The sequence below is a fragment of the Nonomuraea sp. NPDC049624 genome (genome assembly GCF_040675255.1).
Taxonomy (GTDB): Bacteria; Actinomycetota; Actinomycetes; order Streptosporangiales; family Streptosporangiaceae; genus Nonomuraea.
The window spans coordinates 740,341-757,458 of record NZ_JBFAOR010000001.1 but is presented as its reverse complement, the minus strand read 5'-3'; the positions used below and the strand labels follow the sequence as shown (position 1 = coordinate 757,458).

General features: G+C 71.3%; 23 protein-coding genes. 17 read left to right on the top strand and 6 right to left on the bottom strand.

The window, feature by feature from the left end:
- Positions 1–3 precede the first annotated feature (3 nt).
- The 11 genes from AB0J76_RS04065 (at position 4) to AB0J76_RS04015 (ending at position 7,301) form a co-directional block, all read left to right on the top strand.
- Positions 4–723 (top strand): DUF6082 family protein, encoded by a 720-nt coding sequence (locus AB0J76_RS04065; RefSeq protein WP_352323824.1) that lies wholly within the window; start codon positions 4–6, stop codon positions 721–723.
- A gap of 11 nt (positions 724–734) precedes the next feature.
- Positions 735–1,124 carry a hypothetical protein gene (locus AB0J76_RS04060; RefSeq protein WP_352323823.1) on the top strand — a complete coding sequence of 130 codons (390 nt, stop codon included), beginning with the start codon at positions 735–737 and terminating at the stop codon, positions 1,122–1,124.
- Between the two features lie 43 nt (positions 1,125–1,167).
- Positions 1,168–1,785 (top strand): TetR/AcrR family transcriptional regulator, encoded by a 618-nt coding sequence (locus AB0J76_RS04055; protein ID WP_352323822.1) that lies wholly within the window; start codon positions 1,168–1,170, stop codon positions 1,783–1,785.
- The gene (locus tag AB0J76_RS04050; RefSeq protein ID WP_352323821.1) at positions 1,782–2,198 is read left to right on the top strand and encodes a thioesterase family protein; all 417 of its coding nucleotides are present in this window, start codon (positions 1,782–1,784) and stop codon (positions 2,196–2,198) included. The genes AB0J76_RS04055 and AB0J76_RS04050 overlap by 4 nt, the downstream gene beginning before the upstream one ends.
- A gap of 61 nt (positions 2,199–2,259) precedes the next feature.
- Positions 2,260–3,420, top strand: coding sequence for a histidine kinase (locus AB0J76_RS04045; RefSeq protein WP_352323820.1), 1,161 nt, complete (start codon positions 2,260–2,262; stop codon positions 3,418–3,420).
- A complete protein-coding gene (locus AB0J76_RS04040; RefSeq protein WP_352323819.1) occupies positions 3,408–4,049 on the top strand; it encodes a response regulator transcription factor in 642 nt (213 codons plus the stop codon). Before AB0J76_RS04045 ends, AB0J76_RS04040 begins: the two co-directional genes overlap by 13 nt.
- A gap of 34 nt (positions 4,050–4,083) precedes the next feature.
- A complete protein-coding gene (locus tag AB0J76_RS04035; RefSeq protein ID WP_352323818.1) occupies positions 4,084–4,878 on the top strand; it encodes an MBL fold metallo-hydrolase in 795 nt (264 codons plus the stop codon).
- A gap of 35 nt (positions 4,879–4,913) precedes the next feature.
- The gene (locus AB0J76_RS04030; RefSeq protein ID WP_364388691.1) at positions 4,914–5,486 is read left to right on the top strand and encodes a PadR family transcriptional regulator; all 573 of its coding nucleotides are present in this window, start codon (positions 4,914–4,916) and stop codon (positions 5,484–5,486) included.
- A 114-nt stretch (positions 5,487–5,600) separates the two neighbouring features.
- Positions 5,601–5,978, top strand: a complete 378-nt coding sequence (locus tag AB0J76_RS04025; protein ID WP_352329843.1) for an SgcJ/EcaC family oxidoreductase — start codon at positions 5,601–5,603, stop codon at positions 5,976–5,978.
- Positions 5,975–6,325, top strand: coding sequence for a hypothetical protein (locus AB0J76_RS04020; protein ID WP_352329842.1), 351 nt, complete (start codon positions 5,975–5,977; stop codon positions 6,323–6,325). Before AB0J76_RS04025 ends, AB0J76_RS04020 begins: the two co-directional genes overlap by 4 nt.
- 10 nt (positions 6,326–6,335) lie before the next feature.
- Positions 6,336–7,301 carry a GNAT family N-acetyltransferase gene (locus AB0J76_RS04015; protein ID WP_352329840.1) on the top strand — a complete coding sequence of 322 codons (966 nt, stop codon included), beginning with the start codon at positions 6,336–6,338 and terminating at the stop codon, positions 7,299–7,301.
- Here AB0J76_RS04015 and AB0J76_RS04010 read toward each other — a convergent pair.
- Positions 7,288–8,637, bottom strand: a complete 1,350-nt coding sequence (locus AB0J76_RS04010; protein ID WP_352329838.1) for an ATP-binding protein — start codon at positions 8,635–8,637, stop codon at positions 7,288–7,290. The genes AB0J76_RS04015 and AB0J76_RS04010 overlap by 14 nt on opposite strands.
- Positions 8,634–9,305, bottom strand: a complete 672-nt coding sequence (locus tag AB0J76_RS04005; RefSeq protein ID WP_352329836.1) for a response regulator transcription factor — start codon at positions 9,303–9,305, stop codon at positions 8,634–8,636. Before AB0J76_RS04005 ends, AB0J76_RS04010 begins: the two co-directional genes overlap by 4 nt.
- 124 nt (positions 9,306–9,429) lie before the next feature.
- On the opposite strand from AB0J76_RS04005, the gene AB0J76_RS04000 reads away from it, so the two are divergent.
- Entirely contained in the window at positions 9,430–9,996 is a 567-nt protein-coding gene (locus AB0J76_RS04000) for a hypothetical protein (RefSeq protein ID WP_352329834.1), read from the top strand.
- Position 9,997: 1 nt separating this feature from the next.
- Here AB0J76_RS04000 and AB0J76_RS03995 read toward each other — a convergent pair whose 3' ends face one another.
- Positions 9,998–11,074, bottom strand: a complete 1,077-nt coding sequence (locus AB0J76_RS03995; RefSeq protein ID WP_352329832.1) for a hypothetical protein — start codon at positions 11,072–11,074, stop codon at positions 9,998–10,000.
- Positions 11,075–11,173: 99 nt separating this feature from the next.
- On the bottom strand, positions 11,174–11,611 hold the full coding sequence (locus AB0J76_RS03990) for a hypothetical protein (RefSeq protein WP_352330470.1): 438 nt from the start codon (positions 11,609–11,611) through the stop codon (positions 11,174–11,176).
- 219 nt (positions 11,612–11,830) lie between these two features.
- Here AB0J76_RS03990 and AB0J76_RS03985 point away from each other — a divergent pair, with 219 nt between their 5' ends.
- Positions 11,831–12,367 carry a peptidylprolyl isomerase gene (locus AB0J76_RS03985; RefSeq protein WP_352330472.1) on the top strand — a complete coding sequence of 179 codons (537 nt, stop codon included), beginning with the start codon at positions 11,831–11,833 and terminating at the stop codon, positions 12,365–12,367.
- 112 nt (positions 12,368–12,479) lie between these two features.
- Positions 12,480–13,343, top strand: a complete 864-nt coding sequence (locus AB0J76_RS03980) for a rhomboid family intramembrane serine protease (RefSeq protein ID WP_352330474.1) — start codon at positions 12,480–12,482, stop codon at positions 13,341–13,343.
- Between the two features lie 34 nt (positions 13,344–13,377).
- On the opposite strand, the gene AB0J76_RS03975 is transcribed toward AB0J76_RS03980, so the two are convergent.
- The gene (locus tag AB0J76_RS03975) at positions 13,378–13,623 is read right to left on the bottom strand and encodes a cell division protein CrgA (protein WP_125640971.1); all 246 of its coding nucleotides are present in this window, start codon (positions 13,621–13,623) and stop codon (positions 13,378–13,380) included.
- A 144-nt stretch (positions 13,624–13,767) separates the two neighbouring features.
- Here AB0J76_RS03975 and AB0J76_RS03970 point away from each other — a divergent pair, with 144 nt between their 5' ends.
- From AB0J76_RS03970 to AB0J76_RS03960, 3 genes are read left to right on the top strand one after another with little or no spacing between them, the layout of a single operon-like run.
- On the top strand, positions 13,768–14,391 hold the full coding sequence (locus AB0J76_RS03970) for a class E sortase (RefSeq protein ID WP_352330476.1): 624 nt from the start codon (positions 13,768–13,770) through the stop codon (positions 14,389–14,391).
- Between the two features lies 1 nt (position 14,392).
- The gene (locus AB0J76_RS03965; protein WP_352330478.1) at positions 14,393–14,551 is read left to right on the top strand and encodes a hypothetical protein; all 159 of its coding nucleotides are present in this window, start codon (positions 14,393–14,395) and stop codon (positions 14,549–14,551) included.
- Positions 14,548–15,120 carry a gamma-glutamyl-gamma-aminobutyrate hydrolase family protein gene (locus AB0J76_RS03960; protein ID WP_352330479.1) on the top strand — a complete coding sequence of 191 codons (573 nt, stop codon included), beginning with the start codon at positions 14,548–14,550 and terminating at the stop codon, positions 15,118–15,120. Before AB0J76_RS03965 ends, AB0J76_RS03960 begins: the two co-directional genes overlap by 4 nt.
- Positions 15,121–15,255: 135 nt before the next feature.
- Here the strand turns inward: AB0J76_RS03960 and pknB are convergent, their stop codons facing one another.
- Positions 15,256–17,097, bottom strand: a complete 1,842-nt coding sequence (gene pknB / locus AB0J76_RS03955) for a Stk1 family PASTA domain-containing Ser/Thr kinase (protein ID WP_352318296.1) — start codon at positions 17,095–17,097, stop codon at positions 15,256–15,258.
- Between the last annotated feature and the right edge of the window lie 21 nt (positions 17,098–17,118).

Below are 17,118 nucleotides of genomic sequence, written 5' to 3'. Positions count from 1 at the left end.
GCGGTGAACAGACGGTCGTTCGGGCGCTACTGGGTGACCATCCTGCTCCTGCTGTCGGTCGTCGCCGCCGCCGGACTGGTCGTCGCCTCGCCCTTCTTCCTGGCCGCCCTGGGGCGCAGCCGCGGCGACTGGTCGGTGCTCGGCGACATCGGCCAGACGTACGGCGCGGCCTCGGCCATCCTGGCCGTCCTCGCGCTCATCGGCGTGGCGTTCTCGCTCGTGCTCCAGGCCAGAGAGGCCAAGTCCGCCAGGGAGCAGGCGCTGCGCACGCTGCATGGCGACCTGATGAAGATGGCGATGGACGACCCGCTCTACCGGGCCTGCTGGGGAGCGTTCTTCGCCTCCGGCGACGAGGAGGGGCAGCGGGCCCACCTGTACGTGAACATGATCCTCAACCACTGGCTGCTGATGTGGGAGCTGCGCTCGATCACCGAGGCGCACCTGCGGCAGATCGCCGCGACCGTGCTCGCCGGGCCGATCGGTCGCGACTTCTGGCGTCAGGTGCGGACGTTGCGGACGACGAGCGCCGGGTCGCGCAGGGAACGCCGGTTCAATCTGATCATCGACGACGTCTACTCGGAGGTCACCGCCGGCGAGGCGGCGCCCGTGGCCGCGCAGGCGCCCCGCGGGGGAAGTTCCGTGGTGGTGAGGGTCGGGGTGGCGCTCGCGCTGGTCGTTGTCGTTCGGCGTATTCTGCGGGGTTTCGTCGGGGGTGGGCGCTAGTTTCGTCCACCATGAGCTACGACCTGTACTTCGGCTCGGAGAGCGACGAGCCGCGCCCGCCGGACCTGGTGGCCTGGAACAACGTCGTCACCCAGGCCCGCGCGCTCCTCGGCGACGTGACGGTCTTCGAGGACCCGCCCAACTGGGAGCTCGAACACGAGGGCACCGGCATCTCCGTGGACCACTGGGCGGGCGGCTGGGGGATCAGCGTGCCGTACTGGTGGCACGGTGAGGCCGCGGGCCGGGTCGTGGACCTGATGTACCAGGTGGCGCGGATCGTCGAGCGGGAGTCGGGGCTCGACGGCAACGACCCGCAGCTCGACTGCCCGATCATGGAAGCGGACGCGGCGGCGGCGGTCCGGATCTTCGACGCGGTCGCGGTGCGCTACGGGAGGGTCTGACCCCACCAATCTGAACGATCGGTCGTTAATGTATGCTGGCGGCATGGCCGACGTGAAGGAAGACGGTCGCCGGGCGCGCGGGCAGCGCAGCCGTGAGGCGATCCTCGGACAGGCCGTGTCGCTGGCCTCGGTGCACGGTCTGGACGGGCTGACCCTGGGCCGGCTGGCCGAAGCCGCCGGTGTCAGCAAATCCGGATTTTTCGCTCACTGGCGAGATAAAGAGCAACTTCAGCTCGACACCATCGAGTGGGCCGTCCGCCAATGGACCGACGAGATCGTCAAGCCCGCGCTCAAGGCCCCTCCCGGCGTGGCCCGCGTCCTGGCCCTGCACGAGGCGCGCCTGCGTTTCTACGAGAGGGGCGTCCTGCCCGGCGGGTGCTTCTTCTACACGGCGCGGGTGGAGTTCGACGACCGTCCCGGCCCGGTCAGGGACCGGGTGGCCGAGTCGATGGCCGACTGGCTGCACTTCGTCGAGCGGCTGGTCCGGGAGGCGGTCGAGCTGGGGGAGTTGCGTCCGGAGACCGACCCGGCGCAGCTCGCGTACGAGATCGACGCCCTCGGCGAGGCCGCGGTCACCCACACCCGCCTGCTCGGCAGGGGCGAGGCCGCCTACGAGCGGGCCCGCCGCGCCGTCCACGACCGACTGAAGGAGCTCGCGTGACCCAGACCCGACCCGCCCAGGTGCACTTCGACGACCTCGACGCGATGGGCCTGCTGCACAACTCGCGTTACGCCCTGCTGGTCGAGCGCGCGATCTCCGCCTACTGGGCCGAGCAGGGCTGGAGCTTCGACCCGGCGATCTCCAAGTTCAAGGACCTCTACCTGGCCGTCCGCGAGTTCAAGATCACCTACAACGCGCCGGTCATGGGCGCGGGCCAGGTGCAGGTCGACTTCTGGATCGACCGCATGGGCCGCACCAGCGGCGTGTACGGCTTCCGCGTCCTGTCCGAGGACCGCTCGGTCGTGCACGCCGAGGGCTACCGCGTCAACGTCAACCTCGATCCGCAGACCTTCCGGCCCACGCCGTTCAGCGCCGAGCTGCGTACCGCCGCCGAGCCGCTGATGGCGGGCTGAGCCGCCGAGGGTAGACCCTGCACTACTGCGGGCCGTTCCCGTCCCCGGATACGGTCGCCGGGTGGGAAACAGGACCGCGCTCGAAGCGCTCACGCAGCGGCCGGCCGCCTTCCTCCGGTCGGCCTGGCCGTGGCGGTGCGTGGCGTACCTGGTGGGCAGCGTGCTGCCGGGGGCGGCCGTCGGGCTCGGGGTCATCGCGGTCGGGCTCGCCGGGCCGCCGGTCGGCCTGCTGCTCGTGCCGGTGCTGCTCGCGCTGGTGGTGCCGCCGGTCGCCCGGTTCGAACGGGTGCGGCTGCGCCTGGTGGACACCGTGCCGCTGCCGCCGGTGCCCGACCGGCGCCGGCGGGCGGCCGGGGTCGCGGTCATGACGGTGTTCGCGATGTGGTGGATCGACCTGGTCATGCTGGGGTTCACCGTCGGGGGGCCGGTGCTGCTGATCCTGTCCCCCGTGGTCCAGCCGGAGGCCGGGCCGGTGCTCGGCGCCGTGGCGGGCGTGGCGGGGGTGCTGCTGCTGCCGGTGGCGGCGTACACGATCACGGCGTGGGGCGGGGCGCGCGGCGCGATGGTCAGGGCGGTGCTCGCGCCGGCCGGGTCGGAGCTGAGCGAGGTCATGCGGTCGCGGGCGCGCCTGGTGGACGCGTTCGAGACCGAGCGCCGCCGGATCGAGCGGGACCTGCACGACGGCGCGCAGCAGCGGCTGGTCGCCCTGTCGATGACGCTCGGCCTGGCCCGGCTGGACGTGCCCGACGGCTCGCCGACGGCCCGGCTGCTCGACGTGGCGCACGACGAGGCCAGGCAGGCGCTGGCCGAGCTGCGCGAGCTGATCCGGGGCGTGCACTCGCAGGTGCTCACCGACCGGGGGCTCGGCGCGGCGATCCGCGACGTGGCCGGACGCTCGCCCGTCCCCGTGGACGTGGACGCCGACGAGCTCGGACGGCTGCCCGCGCCCGTCGAGGTCACCGCGTACTACGTGGTCACCGAGGCGCTGGCGAACGTGGCCAGGCACAGCGGAGCCACGAGGGCCGCGGTCACCGCCCGGACGGCGGCCGGCACGCTGGCCGTCGAGGTGCGCGACGACGGCGTCGGCGGCGCGGACCCGGCCAGGGGCACCGGGCTGACCGGCCTGGCCGACCGGCTGGCCGTGGTGGCGGGACGATTGTCGGTGTCCAGCCCGCCGGGCGGCCCGACCCTGGTACGAGTGGAGATCCCGTGCGCGTCGTGATCGCCGAGGATGCCGTGCTGCTCCGCGAGGGGCTGGTGGGGCTGCTCGAACGGTTCGGCCACACCGTGGCGGCCTCGGTCGGCGACGCCGGCGCCCTGGTCGCGGCGGTCGCCGAACACCGCCCCGACGCCGTGGTGACCGACGTGCGCATGCCCCCGGGCTTCAGCGACGAGGGCCTGCGCGCCGCGCTCGGCCTGCGCCGCCGCCACCCCGAGCTGGCCGTCCTCGTGCTCAGCCAGTACGTCGAGCAGACGTACGCGGCCGAGCTGCTGGAGTCCGGCGCCGGCGCGGGCGTCGGCTACCTGCTGAAGGACCGGATCGGCGACGTGCGCGAGTTCGTCGACGCGCTCGACCGGGTGGCCGCGGGCGGCACGGTCGTGGACCCGGAGGTGGTGCGCCAGCTCCTGCGCCGCCGGCGCGACCCGCTGGCCCGGCTCACCCCGCGCGAGCAGCAGGTGCTCGCCCTGATCGCCGAGGGCCGCGCGAACGCCTCGATCGCCAGGGAGCTGGTCGTCACCGACGCCGCGGTGGCCAAGCACATCGCCGGCATCTTCACCAAGCTCGACCTGCCGCCGGAGTCCGACGGCCACCGCCGGGTCCTGGCCGTGCTGGCCTACCTCCGGGGATGACCGGCGGGAAGTCCGAAAAGTAAGGTTCGTTGCCATGAACGAGCAGTGGCAGGAGGTCGGCGACCGGGTCTACGTGCGTCGCCATGAGTCCTTCGACCTGAACACGGGCCTCATCGTGGGCGACGGGCACTGTCTGGTGCTCGACACCCGAAGCTCCCACCGGGAGGCCGCCGACCTGATCGACGCGATCAGGACGATCACCGGCCACCCGTGGACGGTCGTGAACAGCCATTCGCATTTCGACCACTACTTCGGCAACGCGCTCTTCCGTCCCGCCGAGATCTGGAGCCACGTCCGGTGCGCCGAGGAGATCGAGGTGTACGGCGAGCGGCACCGCGCGGACGTCATGGAACGGCGGCCCGACCGCCGCGCGGAGATGGAGGAGATCGCCATCACGCCGCCCGACCACACCTTCACCGTCTCGGCCAGCCTCGACATCGGCGGACGCATGGTGCACCTGCGGCACTTCGGGCTCGGCCACAGCAGCAACGACATCGTCGTGCACGTGCCGGACGCCGGCGTGGTGTTCGCCGGCGACCTGGTCGAGGAGGGCGCGCCGCCGGCGTTCGGCGACTCCTACCCGCTCGACTGGCCCAACACGACGGCCGCGATGCTCGACGCGCTGCCCGAGCAGGTGTTCGTGCCGGGGCACGGCGCGGTGGTCGGCCGGGCCTTCGTCCAGGAGCAGCAGGCCGAGCTGGCGCTGGTGGCGGAGCTGGCCGCGAAGGCCCACGTGGAGGGGCTGCGGGACTCGATCACGCGGTTCCCGTACCCGGAGGAGGTGTCGCGGCAGGCGATCGAGCGGGCCTTCCTCCAGCTCGACAGGTGAGCTATATTGCAAATTGCAATATAGGGGGAGGCAACATGGCACAACGCAAGGGCCTGGTCGACCTGACCGTGCTCGCCCTGCTCACGGTGCACCCGAGCCACCCCTACGAGCTCCACCGCTTCATCATCGACACGCACAAGGACTACATCACCGGCCTGCCGCGCAGCCTCTACCACGCGGTCGAGCGGCTGGCCAGGGACGAGCTGATCGTCCCCGCCGCGACCGGCCGCGAGGGCCGCCGTCCCGAGCGCACGGTCTACGAGATCACCGACGAGGGCCGCGAGGAGCTGATCACCCGGCTCCGGCGGCTGCTGGAGCAGCCCGACCCCGACCGGCGCGCCTTCGTGGCGGCCATCTCGCTGATCGGCTGCCTGCCGCTGCCCGAGGCGCAGCGGGCGCTGCGCACCCGCGCCGCCACCCTGGAAGGCACGCTCGCCGGGATGGAAGGGCACATCAAGGCCATGCACGACAGCGGCCTGCCCGAGATCCTCATGCTGGAGGTCGAGTGCGAGCAGGCGCTGCACGCCGCCGAGCTCGCCTGGATCAGAAGACTTCTCGACCGGCTCGACCAGGGCGAGCTCGCCTGGACGAGCACGACCGAGGGGTGAGAGAAGGGCCGCCGGGGTGCGCCAACACCCCGGCGGCCGACATCCGAACACGGCGCCTGCCCTGCCCGGACGCGCAACTCCCAGGATAGGCGCCGCGACGAAAGGAGCTGTGCCATGTCCGAAGAGATCACCCGCCTGGTGGAGCGGATGACGGAGACCTGGAACGCCGGCGACTCCGCCGCCTACGCCGGTCTGTTCACCGAGGACGCCGACTACATCACCTTCTTCGGCCTGCACCTGCGGGGCAGGAAGGCGATCGAGGAGACCCACCGCGCGCTGTTCGAGACCTCGATCAAGCTGGCCGAGGGCGGCCCCGCGCCGATCGTCCGGCCGCTGACCGACGACGTCGCGCTGGTGATCGTCGGCGGCAGCTCGTCGGTGGCCGGCGTGCCCGACCCGAGCAGGCAGTCCGTCGTCACGCTGACCGCGCTGCGCATGCCGGAAGGCTGGCGGTTCGCCTCCTTCCAGAACAGCCGGGTGCGCAAGCCGTGAGGAAGCGGCTGATCACCGAGGTGGCCGGGGTGGTCGGCGCCCCGGTCGAGCAGGTGTGGCAGGCCCTGATGCGCTCACTGCCCACACACCCGATGACCGTCGAGAAGGACGGGTACACCGTCGCCTTCCAGGGCGGCTGGTGGTACCGGGGCGAATGGGCCGTGCTCCCGCACCCGGAGGGCGCCCGCGTGGAGCACCGCGTCTACGACGTGGCCGAGTGGGGACGCTGGGCCGTGCCCCTGGCCAACCGGTTCTTCATCGGGTTCGGGCAGCGGACGAGGAAGGGCTTCGCCGAAGGCATCGCCCGCATAGGGAAAGAACTGGGGTGTTTCGCCAGGCTGTCCTAGGCTGCTGGCCATGAGCCTGGTGTGGGAACCGCTGACCCCTGACGACGCCGAGGCGCTCGCCGCCCTCCTGGCCGCGATCGAGGCCGAGGATCGCACGGGCGAGGTCCCCGACCTCGACGACGTCAGGGAGCAGCTAGGCCACCGCCTGATCGACCTGGCCGCGGGGACGCTCGCGGCCAGGCAGGGCGGCGAGATCGTCGCCTACGGCTACCTGCCGGTCCGGCAGTCCGTCACCGACAGCCACGTCATGCGGCTGTCGGGCGGCGTGCACCCCGCCCACCGCAGGCGCGGGCTCGGCCGGCGGATCGTCGACTGGAGCCTGGCCGTGGCGCCTGGGTTGAGCGAGCGGGCCTTCCCCGGCGTCCAGCCGGAGATCCACCTCCACGTGCCCGACACCAACGTCGGGCTGAAGGCGCTGGCCGAGGGCGCCGGTTTCGTCGCCAACCGCTGGTTCGCCCACATGGGACGCTCGCTGTCGGGCGACCTGCCGGCCTTCGCGCCGCCCGCCGGGGTGACCGTCGCCCCCTGGTCGCCCGAGCTGGACGAGGGCGCCCGCCGCGTACGCAACGAGGCGTTCCTCGACCACTGGGGCAGCGTTCCGCACACCCCGGAGAGCTGGCGCGACTACATCGTCGGCTCCCAGAACTTCCTGCCGGAATCGTCGTTCGTGGCCCTGCACGACGGCCGGGCGGTGGGCACGCTCATCACCCACACCTTCGAGGGCTACAACGAGCTGGCCGGCGAGCGCCGGGCCTGGATCCAGATCGTCGGCACGCTCCGGGAGTGGCGCGGCAAGGGCGTGGCCGGTGCGCTGATCGCGCACGCCCTGGCCGCCTTCCGCGCACAGGGGTTCGACACGACCGGGCTGGGCGTCGACGCCGACAACCCTACGGGAGCCGTCAGCGTCTACTCCCGCGCCGGTTTCGAGATCTTCCAGCGCAGCACGAACTACGCCCTGGTCGTCAAACGGGGCTGAGCGCCCCCTCCGCGAGGGGGAACCGGGCCACGAAACCGGCGTCCGTGTACGTGAGCGTGCCGCCGTGCAGGTGGGCGATGTCCCTGGCGATGGGCAGGCCGAGCCCGGCGCCGCCCGCGTCCCTCGCCCGCGCCTCGTCCAGGCGGGTGAAGCGGCCGAAGACGGCCTCGCGGTGCTCCGGCGGGATCCCCGGGCCGTCGTCGTGCACCTCCAGCACGGCCTGGCCCTCCTCGGCGCGCACCCGCACGCGTACGGCCGAGGCGGCGTGCCGTACGGCGTTGTCGGCCAGGTTGGTGACCAGCCGGTCGAGGTGCGCGCGGGAGCCGTTCAGCACCACGTCGGGCTCGATGTCCAGCTCGACCCTGATCTCCGGCCGCCGCCTGGCCCGCAGCGACTCCTCGGCCGCCACCTGACCCAGGTCCAGCTCGCCGGTGCGCAGCGGCTCGCCGGCGTCCAGCTTGGCCAGCATGAGCAGGTCGGCGGCCAGCGACTGCAGGCGTTCGACGTCGGCCAGCGCCTCGCGGGTGAGCTCGCTCTGCTCGGCCAGTTCGAGCCGGGCCCGCAGGGTGGCGATGGGGCTGCGCAGCTCGTGGGCGGCATCGGCGACGAACCGCTTGTGCCGGCCCACGGCCGTCTCCAGGCGGTCGAGCGTGCCGTTCACGGTGGTGGCCAGGGCCGCGATCTCGTCCTTGGAACCCGGCACCGGCACGCGCTGGTGCAGGTCGCGGGCCGTGATGTCGGCCACCTTGGCCCTGATCGCGGCCACGGGGGCCAGCGCGCGGCCCACGGAGAACCAGGTCATCCCGGCCACCACGAGCAGCAGGGCGGGCACGCCCGGCAACAACGCGCCGTACAGGGCCTGGACGGCCTTCTGGACGCCGTCCAGGGAGACCCGCGACCAGAGCGTGGCCGGGCCGGTCGGCGTGCTCACCTGCAGCCCCGCGACGGCGTATTCGGCCGGCTGCGCCCACAGGGCGGGCGAGCCGGTGGCGCGGCCGGCCAGGACGAGGTCGGGATCGGCGAGCCGCACCACGGACAGGTCGTCCGCCATGATCGTGGTCGTCTGGGCGGCGCTCGTCGTGGCCGCCGGCGTCACCCCCTCAGGCATGATCGGCACCGTCTCCGCGTACGGCATCGCCGCCGCGGCGCGCCTGGCCGCCTCCTCGCCCGCGTTGCCCTCCAGCGTGCCGCGCAACGCCATGACCAGCACCAGGGCGGCGACGCCGAGCGCCAGGGCCACCACCAGCGTCGCCGCGACGGTGGCCCGCACCCGCACCGACGACAGCCCGCCCGGCACCCGCGCCCAGCTCGGCCTCCGTTCGAGCAGCGCCCTCATGCCGCCTCCAACCGGTAGCCCGCTCCCCGGACGGTCACCAGCGTCGTCCGCCCGAACGGCAGGTCGATCTTCCTGCGCAGTGCGCTGATGTAGACCTCGACGATGTTCGGGTCGCCGTCGTAGGAGAAGTCCCACGCCTGGGCCAGCAGCTCGCTCTTGGAGACCACCTCTCCGGGGCGGCGGGCGAGCGCGTGCAGCACCGCGAACTCCTTCGGCGTCAGCCCGACCTCCACCCCGCCCCTGCGGCAGCGCAGGCCGGCCGGGTCCACCACCAGGTCGCCGACCGTGATCGTGACCGGCCGCTCGGTCCCGCCGCGCCGCACCAGGGCGCGCAGCCGGGCCAGCAGCACCACGTACGAGAACGGCTTGGCCAGGTAGTCGTCGGCGCCGTTGTCCAGCGACTCGGCCTCGTCGTGGACGCCGTCCTTGGCGGTGAGCATCATGATCGGGGTCCAGTCGCCCGCCTCGCGCAGCCGGGAGCAGACCGTGTAGCCGTTCATCCTGGGCAGCATCACGTCCAGGACGATCACGTCGTAGGAGTTCTCGGTCGCCATCCACAGGCCGTCGCGCCCGTCGTGGGCCACGTCCACGGCGAAGCCCTCGCCCGCCAGCCCGCCCTTGATCAGGCCGGCCAGCCGTTCCTCGTCCTCCACCAGCAGCACTCGCACGACGTCCAGAGTGCCTGAGCGAACCTAAAGCCAACCTGAAGATCATTTAGGGCGCGTTCAGGGACGCTTCAGGTGCGGGCGAGCACGCTCGGGGCGTTCGGATGGATCCCACTGAGGAGATTGCATGTTCAAGCGACGTCTCGCGGTCCTCGGCACGGTGGGGGTGCTCGCGCTCGCGGGCCTGGGCGGCTCCGCCCTGGCCGACGGGACCCCCGCCCCCGACGCCACCACCACCACTATGGCTGTGTCCTGCCGGACACCTGACGGCAAGGAGGTCAAGCTCGCCGACGGCCCGGCGGCCCGCGTGTTCGTCATGCGCGACGAGAAGGGGGAGCGGGCGGACGGCGCGCCGGAGCTCAAGGCCGAGCGGGGCCGCGTGATCGAGCTCGCACCCCGGACCAGCACCGAGGCCACCCCGGCCACCCCCTCCGCCCCGGCCGCCCCTCAGTCCGGCACCGAGGCCGCGCCCACCACGCCGAGCGCCACCCTTCCCGAGGGCGAGGCCGTGCCCGCCGTCCCGGCGACGCCCCTGACCGATGCCGAGACCGGGCCCGCCGCCCTTCCTGAAGGCGAGGCGGCGCGGATGCTCCCGGCGCTGCCCGCGACCGAGCTTCCCCCGGGCGCCGTGAAGCTGGACGACCCCAGCAAGGTCGTCCGCATCGTCTGCGCCCCCGCCGAGTCCGTCAAGTAGTTCACCCGAGGAACGACGGGTGCGGGCCGAGCGCCCAGTACTCGAACAGGCCGTGGCCGACGAGCCCGTCGTACTCGAAGCGGCCGACGGCGTCGACCAGGCCCCACATCCTGGCGGCGTCGTCGGGCAGCCGGTACGTCACCCCCTGCACGACCGTCCCCGGCCCCTGGTACATGCCGTGCCGCCACTCCGGCTCCAGCCCGTATCCGGTGCCGGCCATGAGGTGCACCGGCAGCACCGGCGTGCAGCGCACCTCGAACGGCCTGCCGCCGGGCGGCGAGAAGGCGATCACGGCGTCCACGACGTCCCGGGTGCCCGGGGCGTAGACCGGGCGGTAGTCCGGCCGGCCGAGGTACTCCTCCTCCCGCCCGTCCGTCCAGACGCGTACGGCCTCCTCCAGCAGCCGCCGGCCACGGTGGTCCTCCTGGACGATGCACAGGATGGCGTGGTCGTCGAACTTCATCGGCGTGTACAGCCAGTAGAACGTGCCGGGGCTGTTGGCCTGGATGCCGGGCGGCTCGGGCTCGCCCACCGGCCGCACACCCCATGACCGGTCCCTGGTGCCGAGCCAGCGGTCGGGGGTGACCGGGATCACCTGGTCGCCGACGGTGATGCTGCCGGACCAGCGGCCGGTCTGGGCGAGCCGCACCGAGTCGAACATCACCCGTTCCTGCCGGCGCAGGAAATGGCGGGGTTCGAGGGTCGCCGGGATCGTCCCCTCCCAGTCGAGCTCGAAGGACAGGCCATGCTCGGTCGGCTCCAGGATCACCCGGAGCCGCTTGAGCCCTTCGATCACCTCGACCCGGAAGGGGCCGATCCTGGTGTCCATCCGGTCGGGGCCCAGCTCGCGCGAGGCTCGCACGACCCGGTGCAGGTCGCCGTGCCGTACGCAGGCGAAGGCGTCGGTGACGCCGAGGTTGGGGTACTGGCCGAGGCCGACGATCAGCATGAGCTCGTCGGTGCTGGCGTGGCAGTTGAAGTAGTAGCGGTCGTAGAAGTTGCGGTCGGAGGTGGCGACGTGCCGCATGACCTGGGCGGTCTGGTGCACGGGGTGATCGTCGAGCGGTGACAGCGCCATGCCCGGGTTTGTAGCAAGCGCTTGGTGAAACGTCAATGGGCCGGAACGCGGAAGCGCGCCCCCGCTCTCACGAGAGCGGGGGCGCGCTTCCAGTCCGGATCAGGGCATGTTGTGCGATGCCTGGTCCGTCTTGTTCTGCACGTTGGACGCCATCCGGTCCGCCGAATGCGCGGTCCTGTCCGCCTTCTCACCGACCCAGCGTGATGCATCGGAGGCAGAGTCCTTCATGTGCTCGGTCCACTGCTGGGCGTTGCGGCGGTAGGCCATGTAGCCGATCGCGCCGACCGCAAGACCGGTCAGCAGCACCATCGTCGGCCACCGCCGTGACCGGGACGGTTTCGGATCGATTCTCCTGGCCGCCGCCGACAGCATCCTGCTGACCTTGGGGGCGACCTGATCCTCGAACCCGTGCGCCGCGGCGTCGAGCCTGGGCGCCGCCCAGTAACGGGCGTCTTCGATGCGCTGTGCGGTGGCCACCTTGGCCTGGTCCGCCATTGGCGCCATGCGATGGCCGGTCTTGACGGCCTGGGCCTTCATGCGGCCCATCCACGTGGCGGGTACCTCTATTACCACGCGGCGTCTCTTCAGTGTCAGGGACACGACAACCTCCCCTGTCGTTGGGGCCCCGCGCTTGACCTTCCCTGGACAAGGCGGCTCAATCATGGCGGTCCATGGGAGGATGGCTCAGGAGGCCGAACGGCCATATTCCGCAGAACATCACATACAACCCTGTACATAGAGGGGGGCAGCTGTCTCGTGGCTGAGAAGCTGATCGCAAAACTGAAGACCAATCGCGGCGATATCAAGGTCGAGCTTTTCCCGAACCAGGCGCCGAAGACCGTCCGCAACTTCGTGGAGCTCGCCGAGGGCACCCGCGAGTGGACGCATCCGGAGTCGGGCGAGAAGAGCACGGCCCGGCTGTACGACGGGACCGTCTTCCACCGGGTCATCTCCGGTTTCATGATCCAGGGCGGCGACCCGCTCGGCCAGGGCATCGGCGGCCCCGGCTACGAGTTCGACGACGAGATCCACCCCGACCTCTACTTCAACCGGCCCTACCTGCTGGCCATGGCCAACGCGGGCGTCCGGGGCGGCAGGGGCACCAACGGCTCGCAGTTCTTCATCACGGTCGTGCCCACGCCGCATCTCAACGGCAAGCACACGATCTTCGGTGAGGTCGTCGAGGGCCAGGACGTCGTCGACGCCATCGCCAAGACCGACACCGACCGGCGCGACCGTCCCGTCCAGGACGTCGTCCTGGAGTCGGTCACCATCGAGCGCGTACAGGGCTGAGCCCGTCCCTGACGGGGGCGGGCCACCCACGGGTCCCGCCCCCTTCGGGCAGGCATGTCACAGCCCTGATCGACGGCACACAGCTGGGTCCGGTACGTCATAGGCTCTGGACATGACCAGCCAGCCGCCCAGCCCGCCCTCGCAGCCCGAGCAGCCCGCCGAGGCGGTCCCCACGTGCTACCGGCATCCCGGCAGGGAGACCTGGGTCCGCTGCCAGCGCTGTGACCGGCCCATCTGCCCCGACTGCATGCGCGACGCCGCCGTGGGCTTCCAGTGCCCCGAATGCGTCGCCCAGGGCAACCAGGGCTTCCGCCAGGCCCGCTCCACCTTCGGCGGCCAGGTCGTCGGCACGCCGTACGTCACCTGGGCCATCCTGGCCCTCAACGTCCTCGTCTTCGGCGCCCAGTACCTCGTGCCCGCCGTCACCGGGGCGCTGCAGATGTGGCCGGCCGGAGTGGCGGTCTTCGGCGACTACTACCGGCTGGTCAGCGCCGCGTTCGTGCACGCCGGCGTCTTCCACATCCTGTTCAACTGCTGGGCGCTCTACGTCGTGGGGCCCTATCTGGAGCGCGCCTTCGGTCACGTGCGCTACACGGCCCTCTACCTCGTCAGCGCCGTCGGCGGCAGCGTGCTCAGCCTCTGGCTCGACCCGCTCGGCCAGCCGACCGTGGGCGCGTCCGGCGCCATCTTCGGCCTCTTCGGCGCCGTCTTCGTGGTGGGCCGAAAGCTCAACATGGACGTACGCGGCATCGCCATGCTCATCGTGATCAACCTGGTGATCACCTTCGTGTTCCCCGGCATCAGCTGGACCGGGCACGTCGGCGGCCTGATCACCGGCTCGGTGCTGGCGGGAGCGATGGCCTACGCCCCCAAGAACAACCGGACCCTGTGGCAGGTGCTGGCGATCGCGGGAGCGCTGGCCGTGCTAGCCGTGCTCGTGATGGCCCGGACCTCGGCGATCCTGAGCTCGATCTGACTTCCCCAGGCTGTGGAAAAGACTGTGGAAAGAACTAACGCCAGCGGGTGGAAAGAACCACACCGAAGATGATGAAGACAAACCCGATCAGCAGGTTCCAGTTCTGGAGGTCGCTGAAGAAGGGCGCCTGCGGGGCGACGTAGTAGATCGCGATCCACAGGATGCCGATGATCCAGGACACCACCATGGTGGGCGCCAGCCAGCGCGGGCTGACCTTGACCTGCTGGGACTTCTGCGGCGGGGTGTAAACCGCCTTCTTGCGAGCCTTGGACTTGGGCACTGGGTAACTCCTGCTGAGGGCCTGGGCTTCCGGATCGTCCACAGGCTCTTCGTTAAGCGTAGTTGAAGCGTGCCCCAGGATAGTCGCCACGCGCACGACATGGCGATCCCCCACGTCGGGAGATGTCATGAATACGCTGACGACATGCGGTCCATCTTCCGGGCCGTGGGGGAGCTGAGCATCACCGCCGGCCTGGTCCTCATGTTGTTCTGCGCCTACCTGCTCTGGGGCACCGGCGCCTACACCAAGAGCCAGCAGTTGCTGCTCCAGCGCGAGCTGGCCGCCGAGAAGGCGGAGCGCGACCGCGGCCGCATCGACAACATCGAGCTCGGCAAGGCCGTCGCCATGCTGAGCATCCCGAGGCTCGGCCGCGACTACCGGTACGCCATCGTCGAGGGCGTGGACGCCGAGCACCTGAAGAAGGGCCCGGGACACTACCCCGACAGCGCCATGCCCGGCCAGGTCGGCAACTTCGTGGTCTCGGGCCACCGGACCACGTACGCGGCCCCGTTCAAGGAGCTCGACGAGCTCGAACGCGGCGACGAGATCATCGTGGACGCCCGCGAGGCCCGCTACACCTACCGCGTCACGTCCCAGGACGTCGTGGAGCCCACGGAGGTGGAGGTGCTCGCCCCCGTCCCCGGCAAGCCCGACATCCGTCCCATCCGCGCCTACATCACCCTCTCCACCTGCCATCCCGAGTACTCCGCCGCCCAGCGCCTCATCGTGTACGGCGTGCTCAAGAAGACCGAGCTCAGAAAGGACTGACATGTACGGCTGGATCTGGCGCAGACTGCCCGGCGACACCCGTCGCAAGGTGCTGGTGGCCGCCGTGCTGGTCGCGGTCGTGGGGGTCGTACTCTGGTATGCCGTGTTCCCGCTCCTGGAGCCGGCGGTGACGCTCGACGAGGTGACCGTAAGAAGATGACCCGCGTGCTGGTCGTGGACAACCACGACAGCTTCGTCCACACGATCGTCCAGTACCTGCGCGTGCTGGGCGCCGACTGCGACGTGCGCCCCCGCGACGTCGTGGGCGTGCGCGACGGCGACGCCTTCGACGGCGTGCTCGTCAGCCCCGGGCCGGGCACCCCGGAGGCGGCCGGCGTGAGCGTGCCCCTGGTGCTGCGCGCGGCCGAGCGCGGCACGCCCCTGCTCGGCGTCTGTCTCGGCCACCAGGCCATCGCGGTCGCCTTCGGCGCCACCGTGGCCCGCGCGCCCGAGCTGGTCCACGGCCGCACCAGCGCGGTGCACCACGACGGCAAGGGGGTCTTCGAGGGCCTGCCGTCGCCGGTGCCGATGACCCGCTACCACTCGCTCGCCGTGCTGCCGGAGACCGTCCCCGAGGTCCTCGACGTGACCGCCCGCACCGACGACGGGGTCATCATGGGCCTGCGCCACCGCCGGGCGCCCATCGAGGGCATCCAGTTCCACCCGGAGTCGGTGCTGTCCGAGCACGGCCACCGGCTGCTCGGGAACTGGCTGCGCGGGATCGTGTAACGCCCGGCTCGCACAGAGCGACTACCAAAGGAACGCCCCCGCCGTTGCCCCCGAGCGGCGGGGGCGTTCTTTCGTGCTCGGGGAACGCCGAAGGGCCGCCCTTCCCGCGTGGGGAGGGCGGCCCTGGGTGCTCGGTCAGCCGTTGAGGCCGTCGTCGCCGATCGGGTTGTCCTCGGTCGGCTCGTCGGACGGGAAGTCCGTCTGGTCGTCGGTCGGTTCGTCGGTGGGCTGCTCGTTGGTGGGCGGCGGAGCCGTCTCGGGGCCGGTGGACACCACGATCGTGATCGTCGTGTTCGGCGGCAGCTTCTGGCCCGCGCCCGGGTTCTGCTGGATGACCGTGCCCTCGGCCTGGTTGTCGGCCTGCGGCGACACCTTCACCTTGAAACCGGCGCCCTTGAGCGCGGCGATGGCGTCCTTCTGGGTGTAGCCGGTCACGTCGGGCAGCTCGGTGAGCTCGAACGGCACGTAGAGGGTGACGCTGGCGTCCTTCTCGATCTCGGTGCCGGCCGCCGGCTTGGTCTCGAAGACCTTGCCCTGGGGCTTGGCGGACTGCTTGGTCTTGACCACGCCCTTCAGGCCGACGTCGTCGAGGGCCTTCATCGCGTCCTGGGTGCTCATGCCGATGAGCCCGTCGGGGACGGCGACCTTCTCCTTGCCCTTGGACACGACCAGCTTGACCGTGGCGCCCTTCTCGACCTTCTCGCCCTCCGCCGGCTCGGTGCGGATCACCGTGCCCTTGCCGAACTCGTCGCTGGCCTCCTGCACCACCTCGGGCTTCAGGCCCAGGGTGACGAGCGCCTTCTGCGCGGGATCCAGCTTCTGCGTGGCCAGGGCCGGGATGGTGACCGAGGCGTCGGTGGGCGTGGTCTTGGTGCCGAACACCAGGTAGCCGACCGTGACGAAGGCGCCGATGATCAGCAGCGGGATGATGATCCACAACGCTGTCTTGACCGCGTTGCCGCCGCCGCCGGAGGCCCTGCGCCGCCCCACACGGGTGCCGTCGCCGTCGCCGTACTCGTACGGCGGGACCGCGCCGGTGCGCTGAGTGGCCGGGCCCTGGGCCGCCTGGGTGGCGGTCATCATGCGGGTGCCCTGGTTGAAGTTACCGGTCATCGCCATCGTCTGGGCGTCGACCGGCATGCCGGACATGGCTCGCTGGATGTCGGCCCGCATCTCGCCGGCGTTCTGGTAGCGGTGGGCCGGGTCCTTGGCCATGGCCTTGAGCACGATCGCGTCGGCCCACGCCGGGATCTCGCGGTCGATCTGCGAGGGCGGGATCGGCTCTTCGCGGACGTGCTGGTAGGCGATCGCCACCGGGGAGTCGCCGGTGAACGGCGGCTGGCCGGTGAGCAGCTCGTACAGCACGCAGCCGGTGGAGTAGATGTCGCTGCGGGCGTCGACGCGCTCGCCGCGGGCCTGCTCGGGCGACAGGTACTGGGCGGTCCCTATCACCTGCGCCGTCTGGGTCATGGTGGCGGCCGAGTCGGCCATCGCGCGCGCGATGCCGAAGTCCATCACCTTGACGTCGCCGGCGCGCGTGATCATCACGTTGGCCGGCTTGATGTCACGGTGGACGATGCCGCCGCGGTGGCTGTAGTCGAGCGCGCGCAGGATGCCGTCGACCAGCTCGGCCGCCCGCTCGGGCAGCAGCCGGCGGTCCTGGCGCAGCAGGTCGCGCAGCGTCCGGCCGTCGACGTACTCCATCACGATGTAGGGCACCGGGGTGCCGTCGGTGACGTCTTCGCCGGTGTCGTAGACCGCGACGACGGCGGGGTGGTTCAGTGAGGCCGCCGACTGCGCCTCGCGGCGGAAGCGGGCCTGGAAGGTGTGATCGCGCGCCAGGTCGGAGCGGAGGGTCTTGATCGCGACTATGCGGTCCAGCCGGATGTCTCGGGCGCGATACACCTCGGCCATGCCGCCGCGCCCGACGACACCGTCGAGCTCGTAACGACCTCCGAGTAGCCGAGGCTGAGTCATTTCCTGCACTGTCCCTTACCG